Origin of the sequence: Tabrizicola sp. (assembly GCF_022842145.1) — a bacterium.
Taxonomy (GTDB): domain Bacteria; phylum Pseudomonadota; class Alphaproteobacteria; order Rhodobacterales; family Rhodobacteraceae; genus Tabrizicola.
On record NZ_JALHQD010000012.1, the window covers coordinates 92,049 to 118,240 of the forward strand.

A 26,192-nucleotide genomic window follows, 5' to 3' on the forward strand; every position below is an offset into this window, starting at 1 on the left:
TGCAGGGCAAGGTGCCGAAGGCGGTGGCGCGGTTGACATCCGCACCCCCGCCCGCGACAAGCGGTCACAAAGCTGCAGAGGGCCCGCATGATCCCCTTCCCCGACCTCTCGCCCAACCTGTTCGAGATCGAGCTTTTCGGCTTTACCCTCGCGCTGCGCTGGTATGCCCTGGCTTACATCGCGGGGCTTCTTTTCGGCTGGTGGATCATCCTGCGCGCCATCCGGACGCCGCGGCTCTGGGCCGGTGACCCGCCGCTGACGGCCGAGCAGGTCGAGCGGTTCTTTACCTGGGTCGTCGTCGGGGTGATCCTGGGCGGACGACTGGGCTATGTGATCTTCTACGAACCCGGCACCTATCTCGCCGAACCCTGGCGCATCCCCTTCGTCTGGGAGGGGGGCATGTCCTTCCACGGCGGCTTTGCCGGGGTCGTCCTGGCCGGCATCTGGTTCTGCCGGCGCGAGAAGATCCCGATGCTGTCGATGGGCGACCTTCTCGCCGTCGCAGCACCACTGGGCCTTGCGCTTGGACGACTGTCGAACTTCGTCAACGCCGAGCTTTGGGGCCGTCAGACCGACCTGCCCTGGGGCGTGATCTTCCCCGGCACCGCCGCTCAGACCTGCGAGGGCATCACCGGCCTCTGCGCCCGTCACCCAAGCCAGCTTTACCAGGCCGCGCTGGAAGGCTTCCTGCTTCTGGCCGTGCTCTTGTGGCTTGCCTTCCGCCGGGACTGGTTCCGGCGTCCCGGCGCCCTGATGGGCGTGTTCCTGGCGGGCTACGGCATTGCCCGGTTCGTGGTGGAGTTCTTCCGCCAGCCCGATGCGCAGTTCGTCAGCCCCGGAAACCCGATCGGCTGGGCGCTTCAGATCGGAGAGTTCGGATTGACGATGGGCCAGCTTCTGTCGCTGCCGATGATCGCCGCGGGCCTCTGGTTCATCCTGCGCGCCCGGACCGCCTAGAGCCGCCAGATGACCCCGCTCGCCCAACTTCTGGTCCAGCGCATCCGCGAGAACGGCCCGATGTCCGTCGCCGATTACATGGCCGAGTGCCTGCTGCACCCGGTCCACGGCTACTACACGACGCGCGATCCGTTCGGGGTGGCAGGGGACTTCACCACCGCCCCCGAGATCAGCCAGATGTTCGGCGAGCTTGTGGGGCTGGCCCTTGCGCAGGCCTGGCTGGATCGTGGTGCGCCCGCCCCCTTCACCTTGGCCGAGCTTGGCCCGGGCCGCGGGACCTTGATGGCCGACATCCTGCGCGCGACGAAAGGCGTCCCCGGCTTCCATGCCTCAGCACAGGTCGTTCTGGTCGAAGCCTCGCCCGTTCTGCGGCGGAAGCAACAGGAGACGATCAGCCGGGGACATGATCTGGGCCTTCGCTGGATCGAGGCGGCGGGCGATCTGCCCGAGAAGCCGCTGTTTCTGGTCGCGAACGAGTTCTTCGATGCGCTGCCAATCCACCAGTACCAGTTCGTGAAAGGCGGCTGGCACGAACGTCAGATCGGAGTCCGGGATGGGGCGCTGGCCTTCGGATTGGCGGACGGCCCGACGCTTCCCTACACGCCGGTAATGCACCACCGCGAAGACGGCATGGTCATCGAAGAGAACCGCATCGGCCGCTTCATCATGCGGCAGGTCCATCACCGGCTGCACCACCACGGAGGTGTGGCCCTGGTGATCGACTACGGCGACTGGCGTTCGCGAGGTGACACGTTGCAGGCACTGCGCGCTCACGCCTTTGACGAACCTCTCGCCCATCCTGGTGAAGCCGACCTGACCGCCCATGTCGACTTCGAGCCGCTGGCCGAACAGCAGGCGCATTTCTACACCACGCAGGGTGAGTTCCTCACCCGCCTCGGCATCGACGGCCGGGCCGAACGACTGGCCCGCAACCTGACCGGCGATGCGCTGGAAAGCCACCGCGCTGCGCATCGCCGCTTGACCCACCCCGAGGAAATGGGTTCGTTGTTCAAGGTGCTGGCCGTTACCTCTGCCGGTTCCCCGCCGCCCCCCGGATTCACCTGATGCCCACCACGCTGGAATTCATCACCTCTGACGCACTTGAGGTCCGCCACGGGTTCTTCACCCGCAAGGGCGGGGCGTCGTCTGGCATCTTTGCGGGGTTGAACTGCGGTACCGGGTCGTCGGATCAGACCGAGATTGTCGCCATCAACCGCGCCCGGGTGGCCGAGGCGATGGGCGTCGGACCAGAGGCGCTGGTCACGGTCCACCAGGTCCATTCCGCCAAGGCGATTCCCGTCACCGGGCCCCTGTCGATCCGGCCCGAGGCGGATGCGCTGGTCACCAACCGACCGGGCGTGCTGCTGGCTGTGCTGACCGCCGATTGCCAGCCCGTTCTTTTCGCGGACCCCGAGGCGAAGGTCGTCGGCGCCGCCCATGCCGGGTGGCGCGGTGCGGTGGACGGCGTTCTGGAAGGCACCATCGACGCGATGGAGGCGCTTGGCGCGCGCCGGTCCCACATCACCGCCGTGATCGGCCCCACGATCAGCCAGGCCGCCTATGAGGTCGGCCCGGAATTCCTGGACCGTTTCCGCGCCGAGGATGAAGAGAGCCTGCGCTTTTTCGCCAACGGCAAGGACGACCGGATGCTCTTCGACCTGCCCGGCTATGGCCTTTACCGCCTGCGCAACGCAGGGGTGAAAGAGGCGCTGTGGACCGGACACTGCACCTACCGCGATCCAGCCCGCTTTTATTCCTTCCGGAGAACAACGCACGCCTCAGAGGCGGATTATGGTCGACTTATATCGGTAATAAGGCTTTGAATTCGCTGAATGTGGCGTGAAAATGCTCTGATTGCAGCACCTTTCTTCCCCAACCTTGCCGCAATCGCCCGTCAATCATTCCCCAACAGGTTGTATTGCGACGGGGATTTCCCATGATCATCCAGATGAAAACCAAACGCCGCTGGATCCTGTCGATCCTTGAAACGGTTGGGGATGGGGAAGATACCCGCATCGTCGCCCGCGCCTCGGCACGTCAGACCACGGGCCGGACTGCGATGATCGCCGGACAAAAGAGCTTCGCGATGCGGCTCAAGACCGCGACGCGCCAGGTTTCGGACGCCTCGCGCTAAGGCTCAGGCGTTCTTCGCCAGCCGCGCTTCCAGGACATCGAAGGGCAGGCCGGGCTCGTCCTTTGCACAGCGAATGACAAGGCTGGTCTTCACGTTCGCCACGTGATCCGCCTTCAGGAGTTCCTCGGTCAGGAAGCTTTGAAAGCTGGACAGGTCGGGCGAGACGCATTTCAGGATGAAGTCGATCTCGCCGTTCAGCATGTGACATTCGCGGACCAGGGGCCAGGCCCGGCAGCGCGCTTCGAAGGTCGCAAGGTCCGCCTCGGCCTGGCTGTTCAGCCGCACCATCGCGAAGACCTGGACCTCGAACCCCAGTTCCCGTGCGTTGATGTCTGCGTGATAGCCGCGGATGAAGCCCTGCTCCTCCAGCCCGCGCACCCGGCGGAGGCAGGGTGGCGCGGAAATGCCCACGCGGCTGGCCAGCTCGACGTTGGTCATGCGCCCGTCGGCCTGCAGTTCGGCCAGAATCTGACGGTCGATGGGATCAAGCTTGTGCGCGGCCATGGTGCCTCCGTTCTGGCGCCTTACTTACGCCCGAGGGATCGTTTGCGCAATAATATTTCAACCGCGCGCAAGAAAACGTATTGCATCCGTCCGATTGCGCTGGGTGCATCCCCGCCATGCAGGGGCTTTCCGCTTGCGCCCGGCATGGATATATCGAGGGCCGACAGATGGGGGACAGCATGGGCGAGACGCGGCATACACGGGTTCTGATCATCGGCTCCGGCCCGGCGGGATATACCGCTGCGGTCTATTCGGCGCGGGCGATGCTTGACCCGCTGCTGATCCAGGGCCTGCAACCCGGGGGGCAGCTGACCATCACGACCGATGTGGAGAACTGGCCCGGCGACCATACCGTGCAGGGCCCCGATCTGATGGTGCGGATGGAAGAGCATGCGAAGGGGATGGGGGCCGAGATCATCTCGGACTACATCACCTCGCTGGACCTGTCGCAGCGGCCGTTCACGGCGACGGCGGACAGCGGGACGACCTACACGGCCGACGCGGTGATCCTGGCGACGGGGGCGCAGGCGAAGTGGCTGGGGCTGCCGTCGGAGGAGAAGTTCAAGGGCTTCGGCGTCTCGGCCTGCGCGACCTGCGACGGGTTCTTCTACCGCGGGAAAGAGGTCGTGGTGATCGGCGGGGGGAACACTGCTGTCGAAGAGGCGCTGTTCCTGACCAACTTCGCGTCGAAGGTGACGCTGATCCACCGCCGCGATTCCTTGCGGGCCGAGAAGATCATGCAGGACCGGCTGTTCAAGCACCCGAAGATCGCGGTGGTCTGGGACAGCGAGGTGACCGAGGTTGTCGGGACCGAGGCTCCGCTTGGGGTGACGGCGGTGAAGACACGCAATCTGAAGACCGGGGTGGAGGGGGAGATTCCCTGCGCCGGGTTCTTCGTGGCGATCGGGCATGCGCCGGCGTCGGAGCTGGTGAAGGACCAGCTGCCGCTGCATTCGGGGGGGTATGTGGTGGTGGAGCCGGGGTCGACCAGGACGGGGGTCCCCGGGGTCTTCGCGGCGGGGGACCTGACGGACCACATCTACAGGCAGGCGGTGACCAGCGCCGGGATGGGGTGCATGGCGGCGCTGGATGCGGAGAAGTTCCTGGCGGGTCACTGAGGGGCGCCCGCGCGTGGCGGCTTTGCAGGCCCTTTAGAAATCAATCGCTTGGCTGCGAGCGTTCAGGGTTTCTTAACCTTGGCGACTCCTCGTGCGACTTCGTCTTCTCCTCGCGGGCGCGCAGCGAGGAGTGACGAAGTCATCGACGAGCGGCCCCTTAGCGCAGGCGCAGGCCGTCTTTGTCGAACAGCATCGCGTCGCGGGCGTCGAAGGTCAGTCCAACCTTCGCGCCGGGTTCCAGGCTGACCTGGTCGTGGCGTTCGATGATCAGCTTTTCGCCCGAGGGCGCGGTGAGGTGGACGTAGGACACGCCGCCCAGGGCCTCGGTCAGTTCGACCCGGTGGGTGTCGCCCGGTCCGATCTTGAGGTGCTGCGGGCGAAGGCCCACGGTCACGTCGGCCCCCTTGGCGGGCAATCCGATGGTCGTCGCGACAGGGCCAAGACCCTTGGCCGCGACGAAGCCCGCCTCGGCCACCCCTGCGACGAAGTTCATCGCCGGTGAGCCGATGAAGCCCGCCACGAACTTGTTGTTCGGGTTGTTGTAGAGGTCGAGGGGCTTGCCCACTTGCTCGATCCGGCCCGACCGCAGGACCACGATCTTGTCGGCCAGGGTCATCGCCTCGACCTGGTCGTGGGTGACGTAGATCATCGTGGCCCCGATCTCGCGGTGCAGCCTTGCGATTTCGACGCGCATCTCCACCCGCAACTCGGCGTCGAGGTTCGAGAGCGGTTCGTCGAAGAGAAACACCTCCGGCCCCCGGACGATTGCCCGGCCGATGGCGACGCGCTGGCGCTGGCCGCCGGACAGGGCCTTGGGCTTGCGGTCGAGCAAGGGTTCCAGCTTCAGGATGCGGGCGGCCTCGGCGACCTTGCGGTCAACCTCGTCCTTCGGATGGCCGGTCATTTTCAGGCCGAAGCCCATGTTTTCCGCCACGGTCATGTGGGGATAAAGCGCATAGGTCTGGAACACCATCGCCACGCCGCGTTCCGACGGGTCGATGTAGGTCACGTCCCGCGCGCCGATCCGGATGGCACCCGAGGAGGTTTCCTCCAGCCCCGCGATCATCCGCAGAAGTGTGGACTTGCCGCAGCCCGAGGGGCCAACGAAAACGCAGAACTCTCCGTCGTCGATCTTGAGGTCGACCCCGTGGATCACCTGCACATCGCCAAAGCGTTTGACGACCCCTTCCAGCGTAACGCCTGTCATGACTGTTTCCTCCCCTAAACCTGTTCCGGAAAACGCCAGCTTTCCGCTTCCGCGGCGATCTTGGCTGCAATGTCCTTCACCATCGGTGCCTGGGCACCGAGGGCCTCCAACGTGGTGCGGGCCGTGGTCGAGGTGACCGACAAGGCCCCCATCACCCGGCCGCTGCGCGACAGAATCGGTACGGCGCAGCAGATGATTCCCGCCTCGTGCTCTTCGGCGTCCCAGGCATGGCCGCGTTTGCGAATCGCTTCCAGCTCGGCCAGGAGCGCCTCACGGCTGGCAAGGGTGTGGGGCGTGTGGCGATGGAAGGACTGTCGGGCGAGCGCCGCTTCCAGCGCCTCGGGCGGGAGGTAGGCAAGCATCGCCTTGCCGACGCCGGTGCAGTAGGCGGGACCGACCTTGCCGGCTTGCGCGAACATCTCGACGGGCCGGGCGGCGTTGCGCTTGTCGACGTAGAGGACCTGGCCCTGGTCCATCTGGGCCAGGTGGATCGTCTCGCCGGTTTTCCGTGCCAATTCATCAAGATAGGGCCGCGCGATGGGCGCAAGCGAGGACTGCGCCCAGGCGGCATGGGCCAGCCGGACAAGGCGCACGCCCAGCGCATAGGTGCCGGTATCGGGGTCCAAAGTCAGCATCCCCTGATGGGTCAAGGTCTGCAAAAGCCGGTAGAGCGTGGCCTTGGGATAGTCCGCTTCGACCAGCAGATCAGAGAACCGCACGGGGCGGCCAAAGCCTGCCACCATGTCCAAGACGTCCAGCGCCTTGCCGACCGTTCCGTCTGCATGTCCCTCCGCGCCCACCGGTTCCTCCCCCGAACGTGGTTGTTGACAGGATAGACGATAGCCGACATAGTTTTCAATATTCAAGACTAAGTTTCAAATAGTGAAACCAAACGGGAGGAAACCATGGTTCACAAACTGTCGGGCGCTTTGACGCTCGGGGCAGCCCTTTTGCTGTCCACGTCGGCTTTCGCGCAGGACAAGCGCGTCGTCACCTGGAACGCGGACTACGATCCGATTCCGCTGGCGGCTGCCGAAGCCCTGATCGCCGACTTCGAGGCCGCAAACCCCGAGATCGACGTTCAGCTGACCAACTTCGACCACGAAGCCTACAAGAACGCGATCCGCAACTTCCTGACTGCCGATGCGCCGGACCTGGCCAACTGGTACGCCGCGAACCGGATGCGTCCGTTCGTCGAGGCGGGCCTTTTCGCCGACATCTCGGACGTCTGGGCCAACAACGGTCTGATGGAGTCGCTGGCCGCGTCGGTGCCGTCGTCGACCATCGACGGCAAGCAGTATGCGATCCCCTACACATACTATCAGTGGGGCATCTATTATAACCGTGACGCCTACGCCGCTGCTGGCGTTGAAGTGCCCGGGCCGGAAGGCGTGAACTGGGAAACCTTCCTGGCCAACTGCGAGAAGTTCAAGGCCGCCAGCATCGACTGCGTGACCACCGGCTCGTCGGCCCTGTGGCCGGTCGCGGGGATCTTCGACTACGTGTCCTTGCGCACCAACGGCTACCAGTTCCACAGCGATCTGGCTGCGGGCAAGGTCTCGTGGACCTCGCCGGAAGCGCGCGCCGTGTTTGAAAACCTGGGCAAGCTGCAGCCTTTCGTCACCGAGAACCATGCTGCCATCGACTGGCAGGATGCGGCGGCGATCTTCGTGCAGGGCAAGGCTGCCAACTACGTGATGGGCAACTTCGCCGTCGGCGTCTTCAAGGAAGGCGGGATGACCAACGACAACCTGGGCTTCATGGTGTTCCCCGAGATCACCGCGGGCATCGCCCGGGCCGAGGAAGCTCCGACCGACACGATCCACCTGACGAGCGGTGCGAAGAACCCCGAGGATGCGAAGACGTTCCTGGCCTACATGGCCAGCCCGGAAGCGCAGTCCAAGTGGAACACCGCGGTGGGCCAGCTGCCGACCAACAAGAACGCGACCGTCCCGGCGGACGATCCGTTCCTGACGGCGGGCTTCCAGGCTCTGTCGACCTCGACCGGTGGCATCGCCCAGTTCTGGGACCGTGACGCGGACGCCGAATATGCCAAGGCCGGCATGGAAGGCTTCCAGCGGTTCCTGGTGCAGCCCGAGGCGCTGGAAGAGATCCTGGCGCAGCTGGAAGCGACGCGCACGCGCCTGTTCCCGCAGTGATCTTGAGACTATGGGCGCTCCCCTCGGGGGGCGCCTTTTTCGTTTTCCGGGGGGAAAGACATGGCACAGGCATCGCAGGCGGCGAGACGCTGGAACCAGAGGACCTTGGCACCCTGGCTGTTCCTGGCGCCCGGGCTGTTCATGTTCGGCGTCTATGTGCTGTGGCCGATCATCCAGAGCGTGACGCTGTCGTTCTATGACTGGAACGGTCTTTACAACCAGGATGGCGAGTTCACCGGGACCTTTGTGGGCACAGCCAACTACTCCGAGCTGATGACGGACCCGGCGTTCGAGACGAGCCTCTGGAACAACCTGAAATGGCTGGTCCTGTACATGCTGGCGCTGCCGATCGGGCTGTTCATCGCGATCTTCCTGAACCAGACGGTGACCGGCATCCGGTTGTACAAGTCCCTGTTCTTCTTCCCCTTCGTGATCAGCCAGGTCGTCGTCGGCCTGATCTTCGCGTGGTTCTACGCCCCGAACTTCGGGCTGTTCTATCTGCTGACGGAATCGATCACCGGCAAGGGCACCGCCATCCTCGCCGACCCTGACCTTGTCACCTACGGCATCATTGCAGCGGGCCTCTGGCCGCAGATCGCCTATGTGATGATCCTGTATCTGACCGGCCTGAACAACGTCGCACCCGACCAGATCGAGGCGGCGCGGCTGGATGGGGCCAAGGGCTGGCGGATGCTTTGGTATGTGGTGCTGCCTCAGTTGCGGCCTGCCACCTTCATCGCGGTCATTGTCACCGTGATCGGCGCTTTGCGGAGTTTCGACCTGGTGTCGATCATGACGAGCGGCGGGCCGTTCGGGTCTTCCCGGGTGCTGTCCTACTACATGTTCGAGATGGCCCTGGGCGAGTTCGGGTTCCGGATGGGCTACGGCGCGGCCATCGCGGTCGTCCTTTTCGCCATCATGATGATCTTCATTTCGGGCTTCATCTGGAAGATGTGGCGCGACGAGAAGGAGCGCTGAGATGTTCCCGCGTCCGATCCAGAAATCCTCGACCACCGCGCAGTGGCTTTACGCCGTCGCCCTTCCCATCGCCCTGATCGTCTGGCTGTTTCCGCTTCTGGGCGTCGCACTGACCTCGCTGCGGCCCGCCTCGGACCTGGCGCAGGGGAACTACTTCGGGATGCCCTCCGGCATCGCGTGGGAGAATTACGTCTATATCTTCACCGAGACGCCGATCGGGCAGTACATGATCAACTCGCTTTGGGTGACGATCCCCACAGTGATCGGCGCGGTCAGCCTGTCGCTGATGACGGGCTTCGCGCTGGCGGTCTACGGGTTCCGGGCGAATATCCTGGTTTTCTTCATGTTCGTGGCAGGGAACTTTGTCCCGTTCCAGATCCTGATGGTCCCGGTCCGGGACATGACGCTGCAACTGGGGATGTATGACACCTGGTACGGCTTGGCGCTGTTCCACATCGCGTTCCAGACTGGCTTCTGCACGCTGTTCATGCGGAACTTCATCAAGGCCCTGCCCTATGAGCTGATCGAGGCTGCCCGGGTCGAGGGCGTCAGCGAATGGCGCATCTTCTGGTACATCGTGCTGCCCCTGATGCGCCCCGCCATCGCGGCGCTGTCGGTGCTGGTCTTCACCTTCATCTGGAACGACTTCTTCTGGGCCACCGTGCTGACCCAAGGCGTCGACAGCCAGCCGATCACGGCGGGCCTGTCGTCCCTGAACGGCCAGTGGATCGCCCAGTGGCATCTGGTCAGCGCCGGATCGATCCTTGCTGCCCTGCCGCCCGTGGCGATGTTCTTCCTGATGCAGAAGCACTTCATCGCCGGTCTGACGCTTGGGGCCGTGAAGTAATGCATTGGCGTGTTGATACGCAGGGGCAGACCATTGCCCTTGCGACCGAAGGCGGTATCCCCGAGGTGATCTACTGGGGTCCTGCCCTGCCCGAAGCCGAGGATCTGGGCCAGCTTGCCCTGGCCGCCCGGCACGACCTGACGGGCGGGATGCTGGACATTCTGCCGTCCCTCTCCCTGTCGCCCGAGCCGGGCCGCGCCTTTCAGGGTCAGCCTGGGCATATGCTAGCCGAGGCGGACGGGACCGCGCTGCTGCCTGCCTTCCGCTTCGACCGGGCCGAAGGGACGGCGGGTCGGCTGGAGCTGATCTCCACCGCCCCCGGCCTGGTGCTGACCCATGTGCTGCAGGCGCGGACGACCGGCACGATCACGCTGCAAACCCGGCTTTCCGCGGACCGGCCAATCCGCGTCCAGTGGCTGGCCGCGCCGGTTCTGCCCGCGCCGCAGTCGGGAGAGATGATCGACGTCCACGGCAAGTGGGTGGGCGAGTTCCATCTGATCCGCTCGCCGTGGGCCCCCGGCATCCGGACCCGCGAAGCGCGGACCGGGCGGTCGGGGCAGGAACATCCGCCCTATCTGATCCTGGCGGGCGAAGGCTGCACCAACACCCGCGGCGAGGCTTTGGCGCTGCATTACGGCTGGTCCGGCGGGCACCGCATGATCGCCGAAGAGTTGCCGGACGGCCGCCGTCAGGTGCAGTTCGGGCATCCCCTTGGGGCCGAGACCGAAGCGGGGACGCGCTTTGAGACCGCCGAACTGATCGCCTGCGCCTCGACCACGGGTCTGAATGGCATCGCCACCCTGTTCCAGAGCGACCTTCGCGACCGGGTCGTGCAGTGGCCGGACGCCGCACGCCCGCGCCCGGTGCATTACAATTGCTGGGAAGCGGTCTACTTCGACCACAAGCTGGATGTGCTGGCCGAATTCGCCACTCGCGCGGCGGCGCTTGGAGCGGAGCGCTTCGTGCTGGACGACGGCTGGTTTGGCAAACGGGACGACGACACCTCCTCCTTGGGAGACTGGGCCATCGACCGGCGCAAGTGGCCCGAGGGGCTGCACCCGTTGATCCGGCATGTGCACTCGCTGGGCATGAGTTTCGGGCTCTGGTTCGAGCCGGAAATGGTGAACCCCGACTCTGATCTGTACCGCGCGCATCCCGACTGGGTGCTGGGGCCGCTGGACCAGACCACGGGGCGCAACCAGATGGTGTTGAACCTGGCCCTGCCAGAGGTGCGGGAGAGCCTGTTTCGGCAGGTTTCGGCCGTTCTGGCAGAATACCCAATCGACTACGTCAAATGGGATCACAACCGGCTTTTGCCGGTGGTCGACGCCGCCCAGACGCGGGGGGCCTACGACCTGTTCGACCGGCTGCGCGCGGCGCATCCGTCGGTCGAGATCGAAAGCTGCGCATCCGGGGGCGGGCGGATCGACTCCGGTATCCTTGCGCGGACGCATCGGGTCTGGCTGTCCGACAGCAACGACGCGCTGGAACGCCTGCGGATGCAAGCCGACGCGGCGCTGTTCCTGCCCTCGGCGATCACCGGCAGCCATGTCGGGCCGCGGCATTGCCACACCTCGGGGCGCGTTCTGCCCATGGCCTTCCGGTCCTGGGTCGCCGCCCAGCGCCACATGGGCTTTGAGATGGACCTGCGCGAGTTGACCGAGGACGAGGCGCTGACCCTTGGTCGGGTGACGGCCTGGTACAAAGAGAACCGCGCCTGGATGATGGCGGGAACGATCCTGCGGTTGGACAGCGACGATCCGGCAGTGACGGCCGAGGTGCAGGTGGCGGCGGATGGTGGTCGGTTCGTGGTCTTTGCCGGACAGGCGGAGACCAGCCGTCAAAGCCTGCCGCGACCCTTGCGGCTGACCGGGCTGGAACCCGACGCCCGCTACACGGTTTCCCTACGCAACCCCGAGGACGCGCCGCGCCAGTCGCGGGGGCCGAATGCCCTGAAGAATGGCCCCTTGACGCTGACCGGCCGGATGCTCATGACCAAGGGCATTCTTTTGCCTGTAGCTTGGCCCGCGACGATGTGGGTTGTCGAAGGACTGAAGCTGTGACCGACCCCGTCTTCCCCGACCTGAAGGACCAATCCGTCTTCGTCACCGGCGGCGGATCGGGCATCGGGGCGGCGCTGACCGAGGCCTTCCTGCGCCAAGGCGCGAAGGTCGCGTTCTGCCAGCGGTCGGACGGCACGGCGTTCTGCGATGCGATGGCGGCGGCGACGGGGAACCGGCCGCTGTTCCTGCCCTGCGACATCTCGGTCACCGACCAGTTGCAGCTGACACTGGCAACGGCGGCCAAGGCGCATGGGCCCATCACGGTGCTGGTCAACAACGCGGCCAACGACCAGCGGCATGAGACGTTGAAGACCGATCAGGCCTTCTGGGACTGGTCGATCAATGTAAACCTGCGGTCGTATTTCTTTGCCTGTCAGGCGGTCATTCCCGGGATGCAGTCGGCGGGCGGTGGGTCGATCATCAACTTCAGCTCGATCAGCTTCATGATGGCGGACACCGGTTATGCCGCCTACATCACCGCGAACGCCGGGATTGTCGGCATGACCCGGACCCTCGCGCGGGAGTTCGGGCCGGACCGCATCCGGGTGAACGCGGTGGCGCCCGGCTGGGTGCTGACCGAGCGGCAGAAATCGATGTGGGTGACCCCCGAAGGGCTGGCGAAGCATCTGGAAAAGCAATGCCTGCCGGATCCGATCCAGCCCGAGGATGTGGCGGGGACGGTGCTTTTCCTCGCGTCCGATTTGGCGAAGATGATGACCTCTCAGACCCTTATCCTGGACGGGGGATATATTTCCGGATGACCGAGACCTTGACCCCCGCCGGAACTGCCCCCGCCTGGATTGCTGTCGACTGGGGCACCTCGAACCTGCGCGCCTGGGCGATGGCGAGGGATGGTCGCGTGCTGGCCGAAGCGACCAGCGACGAGGGCATGGGCAAGCTGTCGCGCGACGGGTTCGAGCCGGCGCTGCTGCGGCTGATCGGGCCGTGGTTGGAGGAGAAGCCCCCGATCGTGGCTTGCGGCATGGTCGGCAGCCGCCAGGGTTGGTGCGAGGCGCCCTATCGGACGGTTCCCTGCACGCCTCTGGACATGGCCGGGCAGGTGATGGCGCCGACGACCGACGCCCGCCTTCGCGTCGCCATCGCTCCGGGGTTGAAGCAGACCCAACCCGCGGACGTGATGCGCGGCGAGGAGACGCAGATCGCGGGCGCGCTGCGGCTGTTGCCGGGGTACGACGGCGTGCTGTGCCTGCCGGGGACGCATTCGAAATGGGTGCATGTCTCGGCCGGTGAAATCGTCAGCTTCCAGACCTTCATGACCGGCGAGATGTTCGCGCTGTTGTCCGAGGCTTCGGTCCTGCGCCACGGGATGCAGGGTGGCGGCTGGGACGACGCGGCCTTCGATACTGCGGTCTCGGACGCCCTGTCCAAGCCGGAGAAGCTGGGGGCGCGGCTCTTTTCGCTGCGGGCCGAGGGGCTGATCGCCGGGCTTTCGCCGCAGGCGGCGAGGGCTAGGCTTTCGGGGCTGCTGATCGGCACCGAACTTGCCGCTGCCAAGCCGTATTGGCTGGGCCAGCGCGTCACCCTGATCGGAGCCGAGAAGCTTTCGGCCGCCTATGCCCGCGCGCTTTCGGCGCAAGGCGTGGACGCCCAACGCCTGAACGCCACCGAATGCACGCTTGCGGGGCTTGCCTCGCTTTCCCCCCAGACCGAGGGCGCCAGATGACCCACAATCCTGAACGGCGAAACCTGATCGCCATCCTGCGCGGCATCACCCCGCCCGAGGCCGCCGCGGCGGCCAAGGCGCTGGTGGCCGCCGGGATTACCCGGATCGAAGTTCCGTTGAACTCACCCGACCCGTTTGCCTCGATTTCTGCGATGGCCGCTGCGGTGCCGGACGCCGAGATCGGCGCGGGTACCGTGCTGACGGTCGAACAGGTCAAGCTGGTCAAGGCCGCGGGCGGCAACCTTGTCGTCTCGCCCAACTGCGACCCCGATGTCATCACCGCCACCCGCGCGCAGGGCATGGCGTCCTGGCCCGGCGTGATGACCCCGACCGAATGCTTCGCGGCGATCAAGGCCGGTGCCACGGGACTGAAGCTGTTTCCCGGCAGCCTGATCGGGCCGGAGGGGCTGAAGGCGCTCCGCGCGGTGTTGCCAAAGGATCTGCCGGTCTATGCCGTCGGCGGCGCGGGGCCGTCGAACTTTGCCGAATGGGCCAATGCGGGGGCGCAGGGCTTTGGCATCGGGACCGCGCTTTACACTCCGGGACTTTCGACCGACGAAATCGCCAGCAAAGCTGCCACCATCGTCGCGGCCTATGACGCGGTGTTCGCATGATCTACGACGCACGCCCCTGCGAGCTGGGTGAAGGCCCGCTCTGGCACCCGCAGCGCAACGAGCTGTTCTGGTTCGACATCCTGAACCGGACGCTGCATTCCAAGGCGACGTCGTGGCCCTTCGACGTCTATGTCTCGGCCGCTGGTTGGATCAGCCGGGACGAGCTCATGATCGCCTCGGAAGCCGGGCTCTTCCGCTTTGACCTGACCACGGCCACCCGCACTCCGGTCGTCGCGGCCGGGACGGCAGACACGCGTTCGAACGACGGCCGCGCCGACCGGCAGGGCGGGTTCTGGTTCGGCACGATGGGCAAGAAGGCCGAAAAGGGCGCCGGGGCCGTCTGGCGCTGGTATCGCGGCGAGTTGCGCCAGCTTTACAAGGACGTCTCGATCCCGAACTCAATCTGCTTTGCGATGGACGGGACGGCGGCACATTTTTCGGACACTGCAACCGGCAAGGTGATGAAGGTCGCACTGGACAGCGCAGGCTGGCCGACGGGCGAACCCGAGGTCTGGCTGGACCTTGCCCGTGCGGGGCTGAACCCGGACGGCGCGGTGATCGATGCCGAGGGCCGGTTCTGGAACGCGCAATGGGGTGCGGGCCGGGTGGCCTGCTACGACGCCGACGGCAGCTTCCTGGAGGCGGTCGAAACCCCCGGTGCGACGCAATCCTCGTGCCCCGCGTTCGGCGGTCCGGACCTGTCGACCCTTTTCGTCACCACCGCCCTTGAGCACATGGACGCCGAAGCACGCGCGAAGCATCCGGCTTCGGGTCAGGTCTTCGCCTTTCCGGATGTCGCCAAGGGCCTTCCCGAACCTCAGGTCATTGCATGAAAAGAACGCTCGGCGTCTGCTACTACCCCGAACACTGGAACGAGGCGCAATGGGCGGAAGACGCTGCCCGGATGGCGCGCCTGGGCCTGACCTGGGTCCGGATCGGCGAATTCGCCTGGAGCCGGATGGAGCCGGAGCCGGGGCGCCATGACTTGGCCTGGCTGGACCGCGCGATCGAAACGCTGGGCGCGCAGGGCCTGAAGGTCGTTCTGGGCACCCCGACGGCGACGCCGCCGCGCTGGATGCTGGACCGGCATCCCGACATGCTGGCCGTCGACAAGGACGGCAAGACGCGCGGCTTTGGCTCGCGCCGGCACTACGATTTCTCGCACCGGGGCTATCGCACGGAATGTGCGAAGATCGTGACCCTGATGGCCGAGCGTTACGGCAGGAACCCCCACGTCGCCGCCTGGCAGACGGACAACGAATACGCCTGCCATGCGACCACTTTGTCGTACTCGGAGGCCGCGAAGGCCGCGTTCCAGGACTGGCTGGCCCAGAAGTACCAGTCGCCGGATGCCTTGAACCGCGCCTGGGGCAATGTCTTCTGGTCGATGGAATACCGCGACTTCCACGAGGTCGGTCTGCCGAACCTGACAGTGACCGAGCCGAACCCCAGCCACGTGATGGACTTCCGCCGCTTTGCCAGTGACGAGGTGGTCAGCTTCAACAAGCTGCAGGTCGACATCCTCCGCAAGCACTCGACCGCACCCGTGGCGCACAACTACATGGGCGCGATTACCGAATTCGACCATTTCGCGATGGGCGACGATCTAGATATCGCATCCTGGGACAGCTATCCCCTGGGTTTCCTGTCCGACCGCATCCCGGCCGACGCCGAGCACAAGCGGCGTTTCGTGCGGCAGGGTGACCCGGATTTCCAGGCCTTCCACCACGATCTTTACCGCGCCGTGGGCAAGGGCCGCTGGTGGATCATGGAACAGCAGCCCGGCCCGGTGAACTGGGCGCCCTACAACCCCGATCCCCTGCCGGGAATGGCGCGGCTTTGGGCCTGGGAGGCCTTTGCGCATGGGGCGGAGGCGGTGTGCTACTTCCGCTGGCGTCAGGCTCCGTTCGCGCAGGAACAGATGCACGCGGGGCTTCTGCGCCCCGACAGCGCCCCGGCACAGGCCTTCGGCGAGGCCGAGCAGGTCGCGCAGGAACTGGCCGCGATGCCGTCCGAGGCCGGGACGGGTGCGGCACAGGTGGCGCTGGTCTTCGACTATGCCTCGGACTGGGCCTGGGCGATCCAGCCGCAGGGGCGGAGCTTCCAGTATTTCTGGCTGGTGTTCCATATCTACAAGGGGTTGCGGCGGCTGGGGCTGAATGTGGACATCGTCCGGCCCGATGGGACGGACCTGACGGCTTACAAGCTGGTGCTGGCGCCGGGCATCTTCACCCTGTCCGACCAGCTGAAGGGCGCGCTGGCCGGGTTCGGCGGCACGGCGATCCTGGGGCCGCGGACGAACTCCAAGACGCCGGATTTCGCGATACCGGTGCCGCTGCCGCCCGCCCTGCCCGGGCTGGACGCGGTGGTTGCGCGGGTGGAAAGCCTGCCGCCGGATGTTCCGGTGCCACTGGCGCATGGTGGTGCGCTGGTGAACTGGCGCGAGAAGCTGGAAGGGACGGCCCAGGTGGTCGAGGCGGCCGAGGATGGCTGGCCGGCACTGGTTGCGGCGGGCAAGCTGCATTACCTGGCGGGCTGGCCGGACGAACAGGCGCTGACGCGCATCCTCCTGCGCGCCTGCACGGCGGAAGGGCTGGAATGCGACCCGCTGCCCGAGGGCCTGCGCCGGCGCGATACCGCCACGCACCGGTTCCTGTTCAACTACAACCCGGTTCCGGCCGAATGGGGCGGCGTGACGATCCCGCCGGCCGGCGTGCACTGGACGGCGCTGTAACCGCGCAGGCGTAGGGTGGGCAATCTGCCCACCCTCCCTTGCATCAGGCCTGCACGGCGACTGCGCCCGTCACCGGCAGGAAGGCCGCCGCATTCGGACCCAGCGTCAGGCGGTCATCCTGCAGGACCGCGTGGATCGAGGGGCTGACGGGGGCTGCGACCCCTGCGACGATGACCGACAGCGCCACCGGCGACAGGTTGAACAGGCACAGAAGCGCCCCTTCCCCCTCGCCCCGGACAAAGCCAAGCACCGGCTCCGGCAGGTCCAGAAAACGGGTCTTGCCCGCCCGCAGCGCGGCCGAGCCTTTGCGGAAGGCCAGCACTTGCCGGTAATGTTCCAGCACCGAGCCTTGCGCGCCCTTCTGCCCCTCGACATGCCGCGCGGCCTGGTCCGGCTTGACCGGCAGCCAGGGCTTCACCGGCGAGAAGCCCGCGTGGGGTGAGGCGTCCCAGACCATCGGGGTCCGGGTATTGTCGCGGCCGATGGGTTCAGGCCAGAAGACGATGCCCTGCGGATCGGTCAGTTCCTCGAAGTCCAGCGGCGTGTCGGTCTGGCCCAGTTCCTCGCCCTGCCAGAGACAGATCGAACCCTCGAAGGCCAGAAGCAGCGACCCGGCCTGCTTGGCCACGTCGTCGACATTTTCGCCGTGCTTGGCCCAGCGCGAGGCATGTCGGACGACGTCGTGGTTGGAAAACGCCCACATCGGCCAGCCGTTTGGGGCACCCTTGAAGAAGCCCTCCACCCGATCGCGGAAGAAGGCGGCGTCGAATTCGTAGCCCATCAATTCGAACGAGTAGCACTGATGCAGGCGGCCGGGGGCGGTGTATTCGCCCATCATGCGGATGGCGTGATGCGCCTCGCCCATCTCGCCCACTGAGGCCGCGCCGTATTCGTCCAGCAGGACCCGGATGCGTTCCATCCAGGCGAGGTTCTCGGGCTGGTTCTTCGAGAAGATGTGGTACTGCATCCCGTAGGGGTTGCCCTCGGGTTCCTTCTTCACCCGGTAATCCGCCGGGTCGTCGCGGAACAGGGGGTCGTGGAAGAAGTAGTTCACCGTGTCGAAGCGGAAGCCGTCGACACCGCGTTCCAGCCAGAAGCGCATGGTTTCCAGAGCCCAGTCCTGGACGGCGGGGTTGTGGTAGTTCAGGTCGGGCTGCGAGGTCAGGAAGTTGTGCAGGTAATACTGCTTGCGGCGCGCGTCCCATTGCCAGCACGAGCCGCCGAAGACCGACAGCCAGTTGCAGGGCGGGGTGCCGTCGTGTTTCGGGTCGGCCCAGATGTACCAGTCGGCGCGGGCGTTCATCCGGTCGCGGCGGCTTTCGGCGAAGAACGGGTGCTGGTCCGAGGTGTGGCTGAGGACCTGGTCGATGATGACCTTCAGCCCCAACTCATGCGCGCGGGCAATCAACGTGTCGAAATCCGCGAGCGTGCCGAAGACCGGGTCGACGTCGCAGTAGTCGCTGACGTCGTAGCCCATGTCCTTCATCGGGCTGCGGAAGAAGGGGGAGAGCCAGACCGCGTCCACGCCAAGGTCAGCCAGATGATCCAACCGGCGGGTGATTCCCGGCAGGTCGCCCACGCCGTCGCCGTTGGAGTCCTGGAAGGACCGCGGATAGACCTGATAGGTCACGGCGCCACGCCACCAGTCGGACATTCCCCACTCCATTTTCCGGATTCATGCGGCCCATAGCGGCAGGCCAGCCGCTGCAAAAGACCAAAGCGGTTGCAGTGCCGCGCGGGCTCGCAGAATCCCGCGCTCTGCGGCAGTTCCGCCACGTCCTGCCCCGCCAAGTGGCCGGTGTGGACGGCTGTAACGGTGACAATATCGCGGTTGACCCTGTCCGGCCACGCGCGCAGGTTGCCCGCCTGACCCGGAGCGCCGTGCATGTCGAAAGCCTCAATCTTCACTCCCGTCCTGATCGCCGGTTGCACGATCCTGATGATTTCCTTCGCGATCCGGGCAAGCTTCGGCGTCTTCCAGATCCCCGTCGCCACCGAGTTCGGCTGGCCCCGGGCCGACTTTTCGATGGCGATCGCGATCCAGAATTTGGCCTGGGGGATCGGGCAACCGCTGTTCTCGGCCTTTGGCGAAAGGTTCGGCGACCGCAAGACGATCATCATCGGCGCGCTGCTTTATTCGCTGGGCCTCGTGCTGTCGGCCTATGCCGTCACGCCCGGCCAGCATCAGGCGCTGGCGATCCTGGTGGGCTTCGGCATCGCGGGAACCGGGTTCGGGATCATCCTGCCCTTGATCGGTCGCGCCGCTTCGCCGGAACGGCGGAGCCTGACGCTGGGTATCGGGTCGGCCATCGGGTCGGCCGGGCAGGTGCTGGGGCCACCCGCGGCCGAAATCCTGCTGCAAAGCTTCCCCTGGCAGACCGTGTTCCTGATCTTCGCCGCGGTGATCCTGCTGGCGCTTCTGGCGCTGCCGATCCTGAAGCCGCCCGCCAAGACCAACGCGCATGGCGAGCCATCCGAGCCGATGCTGACGGTCCTGAACCGCGCGCTGCGCGATCCGTCCTACATGCTGATCTTCCTGGGGTTCTTCTCCTGCGGCTACCAGCTGGGTTTCATCACCGCGCACTTTCCGGCGTTCATCACCGAGGTCTGCGGGCCGATTGATCCGAGCGGGATGCTGGCGGGGATGGGCATCGGGACGACCTCGGCCCTTGGCGCGGCGGCGATTGCGGTGATCGGGGTGGCCAACATCGGCGGGTCGGTGTTGTCGGGCTGGTTGGGCGGGCTTTTCCCGAAGAAGTACCTCCTGGCTGCGATCTACACCGGACGGACGCTGGCCTCGGCGATCTTCATCCTTCTGCCGATGACGCCCACCAGCGTTCTGGTCTATTCTGCGGTCATGGGCTCGCTCTGGCTGGCGACGGTGCCGCTGACCTCGGGGCTCGTGGCGCAGATCTACGGCGTGCGCTACATGGGCACATTGTACGGCTTCGTCTTCCTGAGCCACCAGATCGGCAGCTTCCTTGGCGTCTGGCTGGGCGGCCGGATGTATGATCTGAACGGCGATTACACGCTGGTCTGGTGGATCGGGGTCGGGGTGGGGGCGTTCAGCGCCATCGTCCACCTGCCGATCCGCGAGCGCCAGATGGTCGCGCAGGCGGCATAGGTTGAACGGGGAAGTCCTTTCGTGAAAGTCGGTATCGCCGCCCTCGTCCTGGCCTATGTCCTGAGCCAGTTCTACCGTGCCTTCCTGGCGGTGATGAGCCCGGTGCTGGCTGCGGACCTGGGCCTTTCGGCGGCCGACCTCGCCTCGGCGTCGGGCTGGTGGTTCCTGGCCTTTGCCGCGATGCAGATCCCGATCGGGGCCTGGCTGGACAAGGTGGGGCCGCGGCTGACGACGGGGGTCCTTCTGGCGTTGGGGGCTGCGGGGGCGGTCGTGTTCAGCCAGGCGACCGGGGCCTTGCAGATCAAGCTGGCGATGGCGCTGATCGGGGTCGGCTGCGCGCCGGTCCTGATGGCCAGCTACTTCATCTTCGCCCGCCAGTTCTCGGCCGCCGCCTTCGGGACGCTGGCGGCGCTGACGCTGGGGGTAGGCACGCTGGGCAATGTCGCGTCGTCGCTGCCGCTGTCCTGGGCGGTCACGGCTTTCGGCTGGCGCGAGACGGTGCTGGGCATTGCGGCGATCACCGGGGCGGTGGCGCTGGCGATCCTGTTGCTGGTGCGCGACCCGGAGCGTCTGGAGGGCGCGCGGGGCGGGTCGCTCTTGGAACTTCTGAAGATGCCGGTCCTGTGGCCGATCCTGATCATGATGATGGTCTGCTATGCCCCCATCGCCGGGCTGCGGGGGCTGTGGATCGGGCCGTATTTCGCGGACGTCCACGGCGCGGATCAGCTGGGGATCGGCGAGATCAGCCTCTGGATGGGGCTGGCGATGGTGGCGGGGAACTTCGCCTATGGCCCGCTGGACCGCTGGCTGGGTCGGCGGAAGCTGGTGGTTGTGGTGGGGAACGCGGTGACGCTGGCCTGCCTCTTCGGGCTGTGGTGGTTTGCGGCAGCCCCGCCGGCGATGGCGACGGCGCTTCTGATCGCGGCCGGGTTCTTCGGCGCAAGCTTTCCCATCGTGCTGGCGCATGGCCGGTCCTTCGTGCCGCCGCACCTGACCGGCCGGGGGGTGACGCTTCTGAACCTTTTCGGCATCGCGCCCATCGGTATTGCCCAGATCGTCACGGGCCGCATCCACGCGGCGACTCCGGCAACGCCGGGGGCTGCCCCCTATGAGGCCGTGTTCCTGTTCTTCGCCGTGGCCACCGCCATCGGTCTGGCCGTCTATCTTCTGTCACAGGACCGTCCGCACTGACGCCGCACCCGTCGAATCCGCTTCCCCCCGCGCGGACCATGCGCTAACAGCCGCCCGTCCCACCTTTGGGACTATCAAAGGAGAACCCCGATGGGCTACAAGGTCGTCGTCGCGGGTGCCACGGGCAACGTGGGCCGCGAAATGCTGAACATCCTCGCCGAGCGTGAGTTCCCGGTTGACCAGATCGTGGCGCTGGCGTCGCGAAAATCCCTGGGCACCGAAGTCAGCTTTGGCGACAAGACCTTGAAGACCAAGGACCTGGACACCTTCGACTTCACTGGCTGGGACATCGCGCTGTTCGCCGTGGGGTCGGACGCGACCAAGATCTATGCGCCCAAGGCCGCTGCGGCGGGTTGCGTGGTGATCGACAACTCGTCCCTGTACCGCTACGACCCCGACGTGCCGCTGATCGTGCCGGAAGTGAACGCCCACGCGATCATGGGCTATGCCAAGAAGAACATCATCGCCAACCCCAACTGCAGTACCGCGCAGATGGTCGTGGCCCTGAAGCCGCTGCATGACCGCGCCCGCATCAAGCGCGTCGTTGTGGCCACCTACCAGTCCGTTTCGGGTGCCGGGAAGGAGGGGATGGATGAGCTCTGGAACCAGACCAAGTCGATCTACAACCCGGTCGACGACGTTCCGGCCCGCAAGTTCCAGAAGCAGATCGCCTTCAACGTGATCCCGCAGATCGACGTCTTCCTGGACTCGGGCGAGACCAAGGAAGAATGGAAGATGGTGGCCGAGACGAAGAAGATCCTCGACCCCAAGATCAAGGTCACCGCGACCTGTGTGCGGGTCCCGGTCTTCGTCGGCCACTCCGAAGCGATCAACATCGAGTTCGAGGATTTCCTGGATTGGCAGGAAGCCCAGGACATCCTGCGCGAGGCGCCGGGGATCATGCTGATCGACAAGCGCGAACCCGGTGGCTACATCACGCCGATCGAATGCGTGGGCGAATATGCGACCTACGTGTCCCGCGTCCGGCAGGATTCGACGATCGACAACGGGCTGAGCCTGTGGTGCGTGTCCGACAACCTTCGGAAGGGCGCGGCACTGAACGCCGTGCAGATCGCCGAGCTGCTGGGGTCCAAGGTCCTCAAGAAGGGCTAAGGGTTTCTTAACCCTGATATGAATTGCGACGATGTGCTGTGGCGGCGGTTCGAACTGCTGTGCCGCGAACGGGACGAAACGCCCGGTGCTGTGCTGCGCGACCTCGTCCGCCTTGAGGTGAAGCGCGCAGACAGCCGCAAAGCGAGGAGTGACGAAGTCATCGACGAGCGGCTCCTCGCTCGACTTCGTCTCCTCGTCGCGGAGGCACTGGCCGGGTCCGAGAGTTGGGGACAGCTGCAGAGGGCTTTGGCCGAGCGCGGATTGAGATTCATACCCTCGGGCGGCGGGCTTCTCCTTGTCGATGCCAGCACCGGCGATCCCTTCGGCAAATCCAGCCAGGTCGGACCCGCCTACCTCGACCTCGTCCGACGTTTCGGAGCAGGCTTCCCCGGCCACCCCCGGCCTGGTCTTGCCGTCCAGGCGCTCGCCCGGCCCTGACCCCTTGCACCCGCCCGCCGCCCGGGCTTTCCTGTCCGCCCGACAGGAGACCTCCCATGACCCAGATGCTTTCCCTCAACGACGGCCGCCAGATCCCGCAGCTTGGCTTCGGCCTCTGGCAGGTCCCATCCGCCACCACCGCCGAAACCACGGCCGCCGCGCTGGAGATGGGCTACCGGCTGGTCGATGGCGCGGCGATCTATGGCAACGAGGAGGGTCAGGGCGACGGCATCCGCGCGTCGGGCCTGCCGCGTGACCAGGTCTTCGTCACGACAAAGGTCTGGAACAGCGAGCAGGGCTTCGACAAGACGCTGCGCGCTGCCGAAGCCAGTCTGAAGCGGCTTGGCCTTGGCCATGTCGACCTTCTGCTGATCCACTGGCCCTGCCCCGCCAAGGACCTTTACCTAGACACCTGGCGCGCGCTGATCCGGTTACGCGAGGAAGGGAAGGCTTTGTCCATCGGCGTGTCGAACTTCAAGGAGCCGCATCTGGAACGGATCATCGGCGAGACGGGGGTCACCCCCGTTCTGAACCAGGTCGAGATCAACCCACGCCTCCAGCAGCGCGCCCTCCGCGCGTTCCACGACAAGCATGGCATCGTCACGCAAAGCTGGACGCCCTTGGGCCAGGGTCGCAGCTTCGACGCCGCCCCGGTGCAGGCCGCCGCGCGACGCACGGGGAAGTCTCCGGTGCAGGTGATCCTGCGCTGGCATGTCCAGATCGGTGCCTCGGTCATTCCGAGATCCACCCGGACCGAAGGGCTGGCCGAAAACCTTGCGCTGTTCGATTTCAGCCTGACGGAAGCCGAGATGTCCGCCATCGCCACCCTGGACGAAGGCAAACGGTGCGGCCCCGATCCCTCGGATTTCAACATGGGATAACGCGCACCGGGCGGGGCCGCCAACCCCCGACCTTGCCGTAACGTCACCCGCCAAGGTTGCCACGCGCCGACTGACTTCACGTCAGGCGGATTTCTGACGTGACGTCACAGTGACGTTAACGTCAACTGCTCTGGTATTCATGTCCCAGGGTTCGCATCTGCCGGCCATGATGCCCTCCCTGATGACGAGCTTGACGATGAAATCTGACGTTCCAACCGATGTGATGACAATCCGCGAGATGTGCGACGCCTACGACGTGACGCCCCGCACGCTGCGGTTCTACGAGGCCAAGGAGTTGCTGACCCCGATCCGCATGGGCACGCGGCGGCTGTTCACCCGGCGGGACCGGGCGCGGCTGGCGCTGATCCTGCGGGGCAAGCGCTTCGGTTTCAGCCTGGAGGACATCCGGCAGACGCTGGACCTTTACGACCGGGACAACGGCCAGACGGCACAGCGCCAGAAGGCCTATGAGCTGGCGTTGAAACGCCTTGCAGAGATGGAAGCCCAGCGCGCCGAGCTGGACCTCGCCATCACCGAACTGAAGGCCGAGCTGGCCGACGCCAAGGCCAAGGGTCTGGTGCCCAACCGCGCGGCCTGAACGACACGACCCCGCGCGCCCTTTGCGCGGACAACCAGGGAAGAGGACAAGATGCCCAGCTATACCGCCCCCGTGAAGGACATGCAGTTCCTGCTGCACGACGTTCTGAAGATTTCAGAAGCCGACATTCCCGGCTACGCGGATCTGGACAGAAGCTTCACCGAAGCGGTCCTGGACGAGGCCGCCAAGGTCGCGCAGGACATCCTGACCCCCTTGAACGTGGTGGGCGACGTCGAGGGCTGCGTGCTGGAAAACGGCGTGGTCCGCACGCCGAAGGGTTTCAAGGAAGCGTTCGACACCTTGCGTCAGGGTGGCTGGATGTCGCTGGACGCGGCGCCGGAATATGGTGGGCAGGGTCTGCCTTATCTGATGCACACCGCGGTGAACGAGACCTTCGTTTCGGCCAACATGGCCTTCAACATGTACCAGGGCCTGACCCACGGCGCCTATTCGGCGATCGTGGCCCACGGCACCGATGACCAGAAGCAGAAGTTGCTGCCGAAGATGGTCAGCTGCGAATGGACCGGCACCATGAACCTGACGGAACCGCATTGCGGCACCGATCTGGGGATGATGCGCACCCGAGCCGAACCGCAGGCGGATGGCAGCTACAAGATCTCCGGGCAGAAGATCTTCATCTCGGCCGGGGATCACGACATGGCCGAGAACATCGTCCATCTGGTGCTGGCCAAGGCTCCCGGCGGAGGTGAGGGGACCAAGGGCATCAGCCTGTTCATCGTGCCGAAGTTTCTGGTGAACGACGACGGCTCGCTAGGCGACCGGAATGCGGTGTCCGTGGGCAAGGTCGAAGAGAAGATGGGCATCCACGGCAACGCGACCTGCGTCATGAACTATGACGGCGCGACCGGCTGGCTGCTGGGCGACCTCCACAAGGGCATGAAGGCCATGTTCACGATGATGAACGAGGCCCGGCTTGGCGTGGCGCTGCAGGGTTATGCGGTGGCGGAAGCGGCGTATCAGAACTCTGTCGCCTACGCCAAGGACCGCCTGCAGGGCCGCGATGTGACCGGGGTGAAGAACCCCCAGGGCCCGGCGGACCCGCTGATCGTCCACCCCGACATCCGCCGCAACCTGATGGAGCAGAAGAGCTTCGTCGAGGGCGCCCGCGCCTTCGCCTTCTGGGGAGCGACCCTGATCGACCGCGCGCATACCGGGGACATGGATGCCGACGGGTTGATCGGGCTGATGACGCCGGTCCTAAAGGGGTTCCTGACCGACAAGGGCTTCGAAATGGCGGTTGCCGCGCAGCAGGTCTACGGCGGGCATGGGTATATCGAGGAATGGGGCATGTCCCAGTTCGCCCGCGACGCCCGGATCGCGATGATCTACGAAGGTGCCAACGGCGTGCAGGCGCTTGACCTGGTCGGCCGCAAGCTGGCCACCGACGGCGGCAAGCATGTGATGGCGTTCTTTGATCTGGTGAAGGCCGAGTGCAAGGCGCACGAGGGCGACGACCGGATGAAGGGCTTTGTCGAGCCGCTGAAGGCCGCGTCAAAGGCGCTGCAGCAGGCGGGCATGTTCTTCATGCAGAACGGCATGAAGAACCCCAATGCCGCTTTGGCCGGGTCCTATGACTTCATGCACATGATGGGTCATGTCTGCCTGGGCCTGGTCTGGACCCGCATGGCGAAGGCGGCCTACGACGCGCTGGACGCAGGCGCTGCGGACCGCGATTTCTACGAGGCGAAGATTGCCACGGGCCGGTTCTACATGGCCCGTCAGCTTCCCGCCTGCGCAATGCATCTGGCCCGGATCGAGACCGGCGCGGACACCGTCATGGCGCTGACCGCCGAGGCGTTCTAGGCTTCTGCCCGAGGGGCGGGCCAG

General features: G+C 65.7%; 25 protein-coding genes. 21 read left to right on the plus strand and 4 right to left on the minus strand.

Going from position 1 to position 26,192, the window contains the following annotated elements:
- The first annotated feature begins 87 nt into the window (after positions 1-87).
- From lgt to Q0C42_RS20945, 4 genes are all read left to right on the plus strand, one after another.
- Positions 88-957, plus strand: a complete 870-nt coding sequence (lgt, locus tag Q0C42_RS20930; RefSeq protein WP_295080797.1) for a prolipoprotein diacylglyceryl transferase — start codon at positions 88-90, stop codon at positions 955-957.
- 9 nt (positions 958-966) lie between these two features.
- Entirely contained in the window at positions 967-2,022 is a 1,056-nt protein-coding gene (locus Q0C42_RS20935) for an SAM-dependent methyltransferase (protein WP_295080800.1), read from the plus strand.
- Positions 2,022-2,780 (plus strand): peptidoglycan editing factor PgeF, encoded by a 759-nt coding sequence (gene pgeF / locus Q0C42_RS20940; RefSeq protein WP_295080803.1) that lies wholly within the window; start codon positions 2,022-2,024, stop codon positions 2,778-2,780. The genes Q0C42_RS20935 and pgeF overlap by 1 nt, the downstream gene beginning before the upstream one ends.
- 113 nt (positions 2,781-2,893) lie before the next feature.
- Entirely contained in the window at positions 2,894-3,091 is a 198-nt protein-coding gene (locus tag Q0C42_RS20945; protein WP_295080806.1) for a hypothetical protein, read from the plus strand.
- 3 nt (positions 3,092-3,094) lie between these two features.
- On the opposite strand, the gene Q0C42_RS20950 is transcribed toward Q0C42_RS20945, so the two are convergent.
- On the minus strand, positions 3,095-3,595 hold the full coding sequence (locus Q0C42_RS20950) for an Lrp/AsnC family transcriptional regulator (RefSeq protein ID WP_295080808.1): 501 nt from the start codon (positions 3,593-3,595) through the stop codon (positions 3,095-3,097).
- 179 nt (positions 3,596-3,774) lie between these two features.
- On the opposite strand from Q0C42_RS20950, the gene trxB reads away from it, so the two are divergent.
- On the plus strand, positions 3,775-4,713 hold the full coding sequence (gene trxB, locus Q0C42_RS20955; protein ID WP_295080924.1) for a thioredoxin-disulfide reductase: 939 nt from the start codon (positions 3,775-3,777) through the stop codon (positions 4,711-4,713).
- A 157-nt stretch (positions 4,714-4,870) separates the two neighbouring features.
- On the opposite strand, the gene Q0C42_RS20960 is transcribed toward trxB, so the two are convergent.
- Together Q0C42_RS20960 and Q0C42_RS20965 are read right to left on the minus strand one after the other, a co-directional pair.
- Positions 4,871-5,920, minus strand: a complete 1,050-nt coding sequence (locus Q0C42_RS20960; protein ID WP_295080811.1) for an ABC transporter ATP-binding protein — start codon at positions 5,918-5,920, stop codon at positions 4,871-4,873.
- A gap of 14 nt (positions 5,921-5,934) precedes the next feature.
- Positions 5,935-6,720 carry an IclR family transcriptional regulator gene (locus tag Q0C42_RS20965; protein ID WP_295080814.1) on the minus strand — a complete coding sequence of 262 codons (786 nt, stop codon included), beginning with the start codon at positions 6,718-6,720 and terminating at the stop codon, positions 5,935-5,937.
- 105 nt (positions 6,721-6,825) lie between these two features.
- On the opposite strand from Q0C42_RS20965, the gene Q0C42_RS20970 reads away from it, so the two are divergent.
- From Q0C42_RS20970 to Q0C42_RS21010, 9 genes are read left to right on the plus strand one after another with little or no spacing between them, the layout of a single operon-like run.
- Entirely contained in the window at positions 6,826-8,079 is a 1,254-nt protein-coding gene (locus Q0C42_RS20970; protein WP_295080816.1) for an extracellular solute-binding protein, read from the plus strand.
- Positions 8,080-8,139: 60 nt separating this feature from the next.
- Positions 8,140-9,057 carry a carbohydrate ABC transporter permease gene (locus Q0C42_RS20975; protein ID WP_295080818.1) on the plus strand — a complete coding sequence of 306 codons (918 nt, stop codon included), beginning with the start codon at positions 8,140-8,142 and terminating at the stop codon, positions 9,055-9,057.
- Position 9,058: 1 nt separating this feature from the next.
- Positions 9,059-9,904, plus strand: a complete 846-nt coding sequence (locus tag Q0C42_RS20980; RefSeq protein WP_295080821.1) for a carbohydrate ABC transporter permease — start codon at positions 9,059-9,061, stop codon at positions 9,902-9,904.
- Positions 9,904-11,967 carry an alpha-galactosidase gene (locus Q0C42_RS20985; RefSeq protein WP_295080824.1) on the plus strand — a complete coding sequence of 688 codons (2,064 nt, stop codon included), beginning with the start codon at positions 9,904-9,906 and terminating at the stop codon, positions 11,965-11,967. The genes Q0C42_RS20980 and Q0C42_RS20985 overlap by 1 nt, the downstream gene beginning before the upstream one ends.
- Positions 11,964-12,728 carry an SDR family NAD(P)-dependent oxidoreductase gene (locus Q0C42_RS20990; protein WP_295080827.1) on the plus strand — a complete coding sequence of 255 codons (765 nt, stop codon included), beginning with the start codon at positions 11,964-11,966 and terminating at the stop codon, positions 12,726-12,728. The genes Q0C42_RS20985 and Q0C42_RS20990 overlap by 4 nt, the downstream gene beginning before the upstream one ends.
- Positions 12,725-13,651: a 2-dehydro-3-deoxygalactonokinase gene (locus tag Q0C42_RS20995; protein WP_295080830.1), complete on the plus strand. Its 927-nt coding sequence runs from the start codon at positions 12,725-12,727 to the stop codon at positions 13,649-13,651. Before Q0C42_RS20990 ends, Q0C42_RS20995 begins: the two co-directional genes overlap by 4 nt.
- Positions 13,648-14,265 (plus strand): 2-dehydro-3-deoxy-6-phosphogalactonate aldolase, encoded by a 618-nt coding sequence (locus tag Q0C42_RS21000; protein ID WP_295080833.1) that lies wholly within the window; start codon positions 13,648-13,650, stop codon positions 14,263-14,265. Before Q0C42_RS20995 ends, Q0C42_RS21000 begins: the two co-directional genes overlap by 4 nt.
- Positions 14,262-15,098, plus strand: a complete 837-nt coding sequence (locus tag Q0C42_RS21005; RefSeq protein ID WP_295080836.1) for an SMP-30/gluconolactonase/LRE family protein — start codon at positions 14,262-14,264, stop codon at positions 15,096-15,098. The genes Q0C42_RS21000 and Q0C42_RS21005 overlap by 4 nt, the downstream gene beginning before the upstream one ends.
- Positions 15,095-16,999 carry a beta-galactosidase gene (locus Q0C42_RS21010; RefSeq protein ID WP_295080839.1) on the plus strand — a complete coding sequence of 635 codons (1,905 nt, stop codon included), beginning with the start codon at positions 15,095-15,097 and terminating at the stop codon, positions 16,997-16,999. The genes Q0C42_RS21005 and Q0C42_RS21010 overlap by 4 nt, the downstream gene beginning before the upstream one ends.
- A 43-nt stretch (positions 17,000-17,042) precedes the next feature.
- Here the strand turns inward: Q0C42_RS21010 and Q0C42_RS21015 are convergent, their stop codons facing one another.
- Entirely contained in the window at positions 17,043-18,653 is a 1,611-nt protein-coding gene (locus Q0C42_RS21015) for an alpha-amylase family glycosyl hydrolase (RefSeq protein WP_295080842.1), read from the minus strand.
- A gap of 231 nt (positions 18,654-18,884) precedes the next feature.
- Here Q0C42_RS21015 and Q0C42_RS21020 point away from each other — a divergent pair, with 231 nt between their 5' ends.
- The 7 genes from Q0C42_RS21020 (at position 18,885) to Q0C42_RS21050 (ending at position 26,168) form a co-directional block, all read left to right on the plus strand.
- Positions 18,885-20,123 carry an MFS transporter gene (locus tag Q0C42_RS21020; RefSeq protein WP_295080845.1) on the plus strand — a complete coding sequence of 413 codons (1,239 nt, stop codon included), beginning with the start codon at positions 18,885-18,887 and terminating at the stop codon, positions 20,121-20,123.
- Positions 20,124-20,144: 21 nt separating this feature from the next.
- Positions 20,145-21,314, plus strand: a complete 1,170-nt coding sequence (locus Q0C42_RS21025; RefSeq protein WP_295080847.1) for an MFS transporter — start codon at positions 20,145-20,147, stop codon at positions 21,312-21,314.
- A 90-nt stretch (positions 21,315-21,404) separates the two neighbouring features.
- On the plus strand, positions 21,405-22,427 hold the full coding sequence (locus Q0C42_RS21030; RefSeq protein WP_295080850.1) for an aspartate-semialdehyde dehydrogenase: 1,023 nt from the start codon (positions 21,405-21,407) through the stop codon (positions 22,425-22,427).
- Between the two features lie 18 nt (positions 22,428-22,445).
- Positions 22,446-22,865: a hypothetical protein gene (locus Q0C42_RS21035; RefSeq protein ID WP_295080853.1), complete on the plus strand. Its 420-nt coding sequence runs from the start codon at positions 22,446-22,448 to the stop codon at positions 22,863-22,865.
- A gap of 56 nt (positions 22,866-22,921) precedes the next feature.
- Positions 22,922-23,746 (plus strand): aldo/keto reductase, encoded by an 825-nt coding sequence (locus Q0C42_RS21040; RefSeq protein WP_295080856.1) that lies wholly within the window; start codon positions 22,922-22,924, stop codon positions 23,744-23,746.
- 196 nt (positions 23,747-23,942) lie between these two features.
- Entirely contained in the window at positions 23,943-24,344 is a 402-nt protein-coding gene (locus Q0C42_RS21045) for a MerR family DNA-binding transcriptional regulator (protein ID WP_295080859.1), read from the plus strand.
- Between the two features lie 51 nt (positions 24,345-24,395).
- Positions 24,396-26,168 carry an acyl-CoA dehydrogenase C-terminal domain-containing protein gene (locus Q0C42_RS21050; RefSeq protein WP_295080862.1) on the plus strand — a complete coding sequence of 591 codons (1,773 nt, stop codon included), beginning with the start codon at positions 24,396-24,398 and terminating at the stop codon, positions 26,166-26,168.
- Positions 26,169-26,192: the final 24 nt, after the last annotated feature.

Excerpts from the sequence above, each read along its gene's own strand:
- Q0C42_RS21020 (WP_295080845.1), top strand. The coding sequence starts at position 18,885 with ATGTCGAAAGCCTCAATCTTCACTCCCGTCCTGATCGCCGGTTGCACG.
- Q0C42_RS21000 (WP_295080833.1), top strand. The coding sequence starts at position 13,648 with ATGACCCACAATCCTGAACGGCGAAACCTGATCGCCATCCTGCGCGGC.
- Q0C42_RS20950 (WP_295080808.1), bottom strand. The coding sequence starts at position 3,595 with ATGGCCGCGCACAAGCTTGATCCCATCGACCGTCAGATTCTGGCCGAA.
- Q0C42_RS20980 (WP_295080821.1), top strand. The coding sequence starts at position 9,059 with ATGTTCCCGCGTCCGATCCAGAAATCCTCGACCACCGCGCAGTGGCTT.
- Q0C42_RS20995 (WP_295080830.1), top strand. The coding sequence starts at position 12,725 with ATGACCGAGACCTTGACCCCCGCCGGAACTGCCCCCGCCTGGATTGCT.
- Q0C42_RS21030 (WP_295080850.1), top strand. The coding sequence starts at position 21,405 with ATGGGCTACAAGGTCGTCGTCGCGGGTGCCACGGGCAACGTGGGCCGC.
- Q0C42_RS20970 (WP_295080816.1), top strand. The coding sequence starts at position 6,826 with ATGGTTCACAAACTGTCGGGCGCTTTGACGCTCGGGGCAGCCCTTTTG.
- pgeF (WP_295080803.1), top strand. The coding sequence starts at position 2,022 with ATGCCCACCACGCTGGAATTCATCACCTCTGACGCACTTGAGGTCCGC.
- Q0C42_RS20945 (WP_295080806.1), top strand. The coding sequence starts at position 2,894 with ATGATCATCCAGATGAAAACCAAACGCCGCTGGATCCTGTCGATCCTT.
- Q0C42_RS21040 (WP_295080856.1), top strand. The coding sequence starts at position 22,922 with ATGACCCAGATGCTTTCCCTCAACGACGGCCGCCAGATCCCGCAGCTT.
- Q0C42_RS20975 (WP_295080818.1), top strand. The coding sequence starts at position 8,140 with ATGGCACAGGCATCGCAGGCGGCGAGACGCTGGAACCAGAGGACCTTG.
- lgt (WP_295080797.1), top strand. The coding sequence starts at position 88 with ATGATCCCCTTCCCCGACCTCTCGCCCAACCTGTTCGAGATCGAGCTT.
- Q0C42_RS21045 (WP_295080859.1), top strand. The coding sequence starts at position 23,943 with ATGAAATCTGACGTTCCAACCGATGTGATGACAATCCGCGAGATGTGC.
- Q0C42_RS21050 (WP_295080862.1), top strand. The coding sequence starts at position 24,396 with ATGCCCAGCTATACCGCCCCCGTGAAGGACATGCAGTTCCTGCTGCAC.
- Q0C42_RS21035 (WP_295080853.1), top strand. The coding sequence starts at position 22,446 with ATGAATTGCGACGATGTGCTGTGGCGGCGGTTCGAACTGCTGTGCCGC.
- Q0C42_RS21005 (WP_295080836.1), top strand. The coding sequence starts at position 14,262 with ATGATCTACGACGCACGCCCCTGCGAGCTGGGTGAAGGCCCGCTCTGG.
- Q0C42_RS20935 (WP_295080800.1), top strand. The coding sequence starts at position 967 with ATGACCCCGCTCGCCCAACTTCTGGTCCAGCGCATCCGCGAGAACGGC.
- Q0C42_RS21015 (WP_295080842.1), bottom strand. The coding sequence starts at position 18,653 with ATGTCCGACTGGTGGCGTGGCGCCGTGACCTATCAGGTCTATCCGCGG.
- Q0C42_RS20985 (WP_295080824.1), top strand. The coding sequence starts at position 9,904 with ATGCATTGGCGTGTTGATACGCAGGGGCAGACCATTGCCCTTGCGACC.
- trxB (WP_295080924.1), top strand. The coding sequence starts at position 3,775 with ATGGGCGAGACGCGGCATACACGGGTTCTGATCATCGGCTCCGGCCCG.
- Q0C42_RS21010 (WP_295080839.1), top strand. The coding sequence starts at position 15,095 with ATGAAAAGAACGCTCGGCGTCTGCTACTACCCCGAACACTGGAACGAG.
- Q0C42_RS20960 (WP_295080811.1), bottom strand. The coding sequence starts at position 5,920 with ATGACAGGCGTTACGCTGGAAGGGGTCGTCAAACGCTTTGGCGATGTG.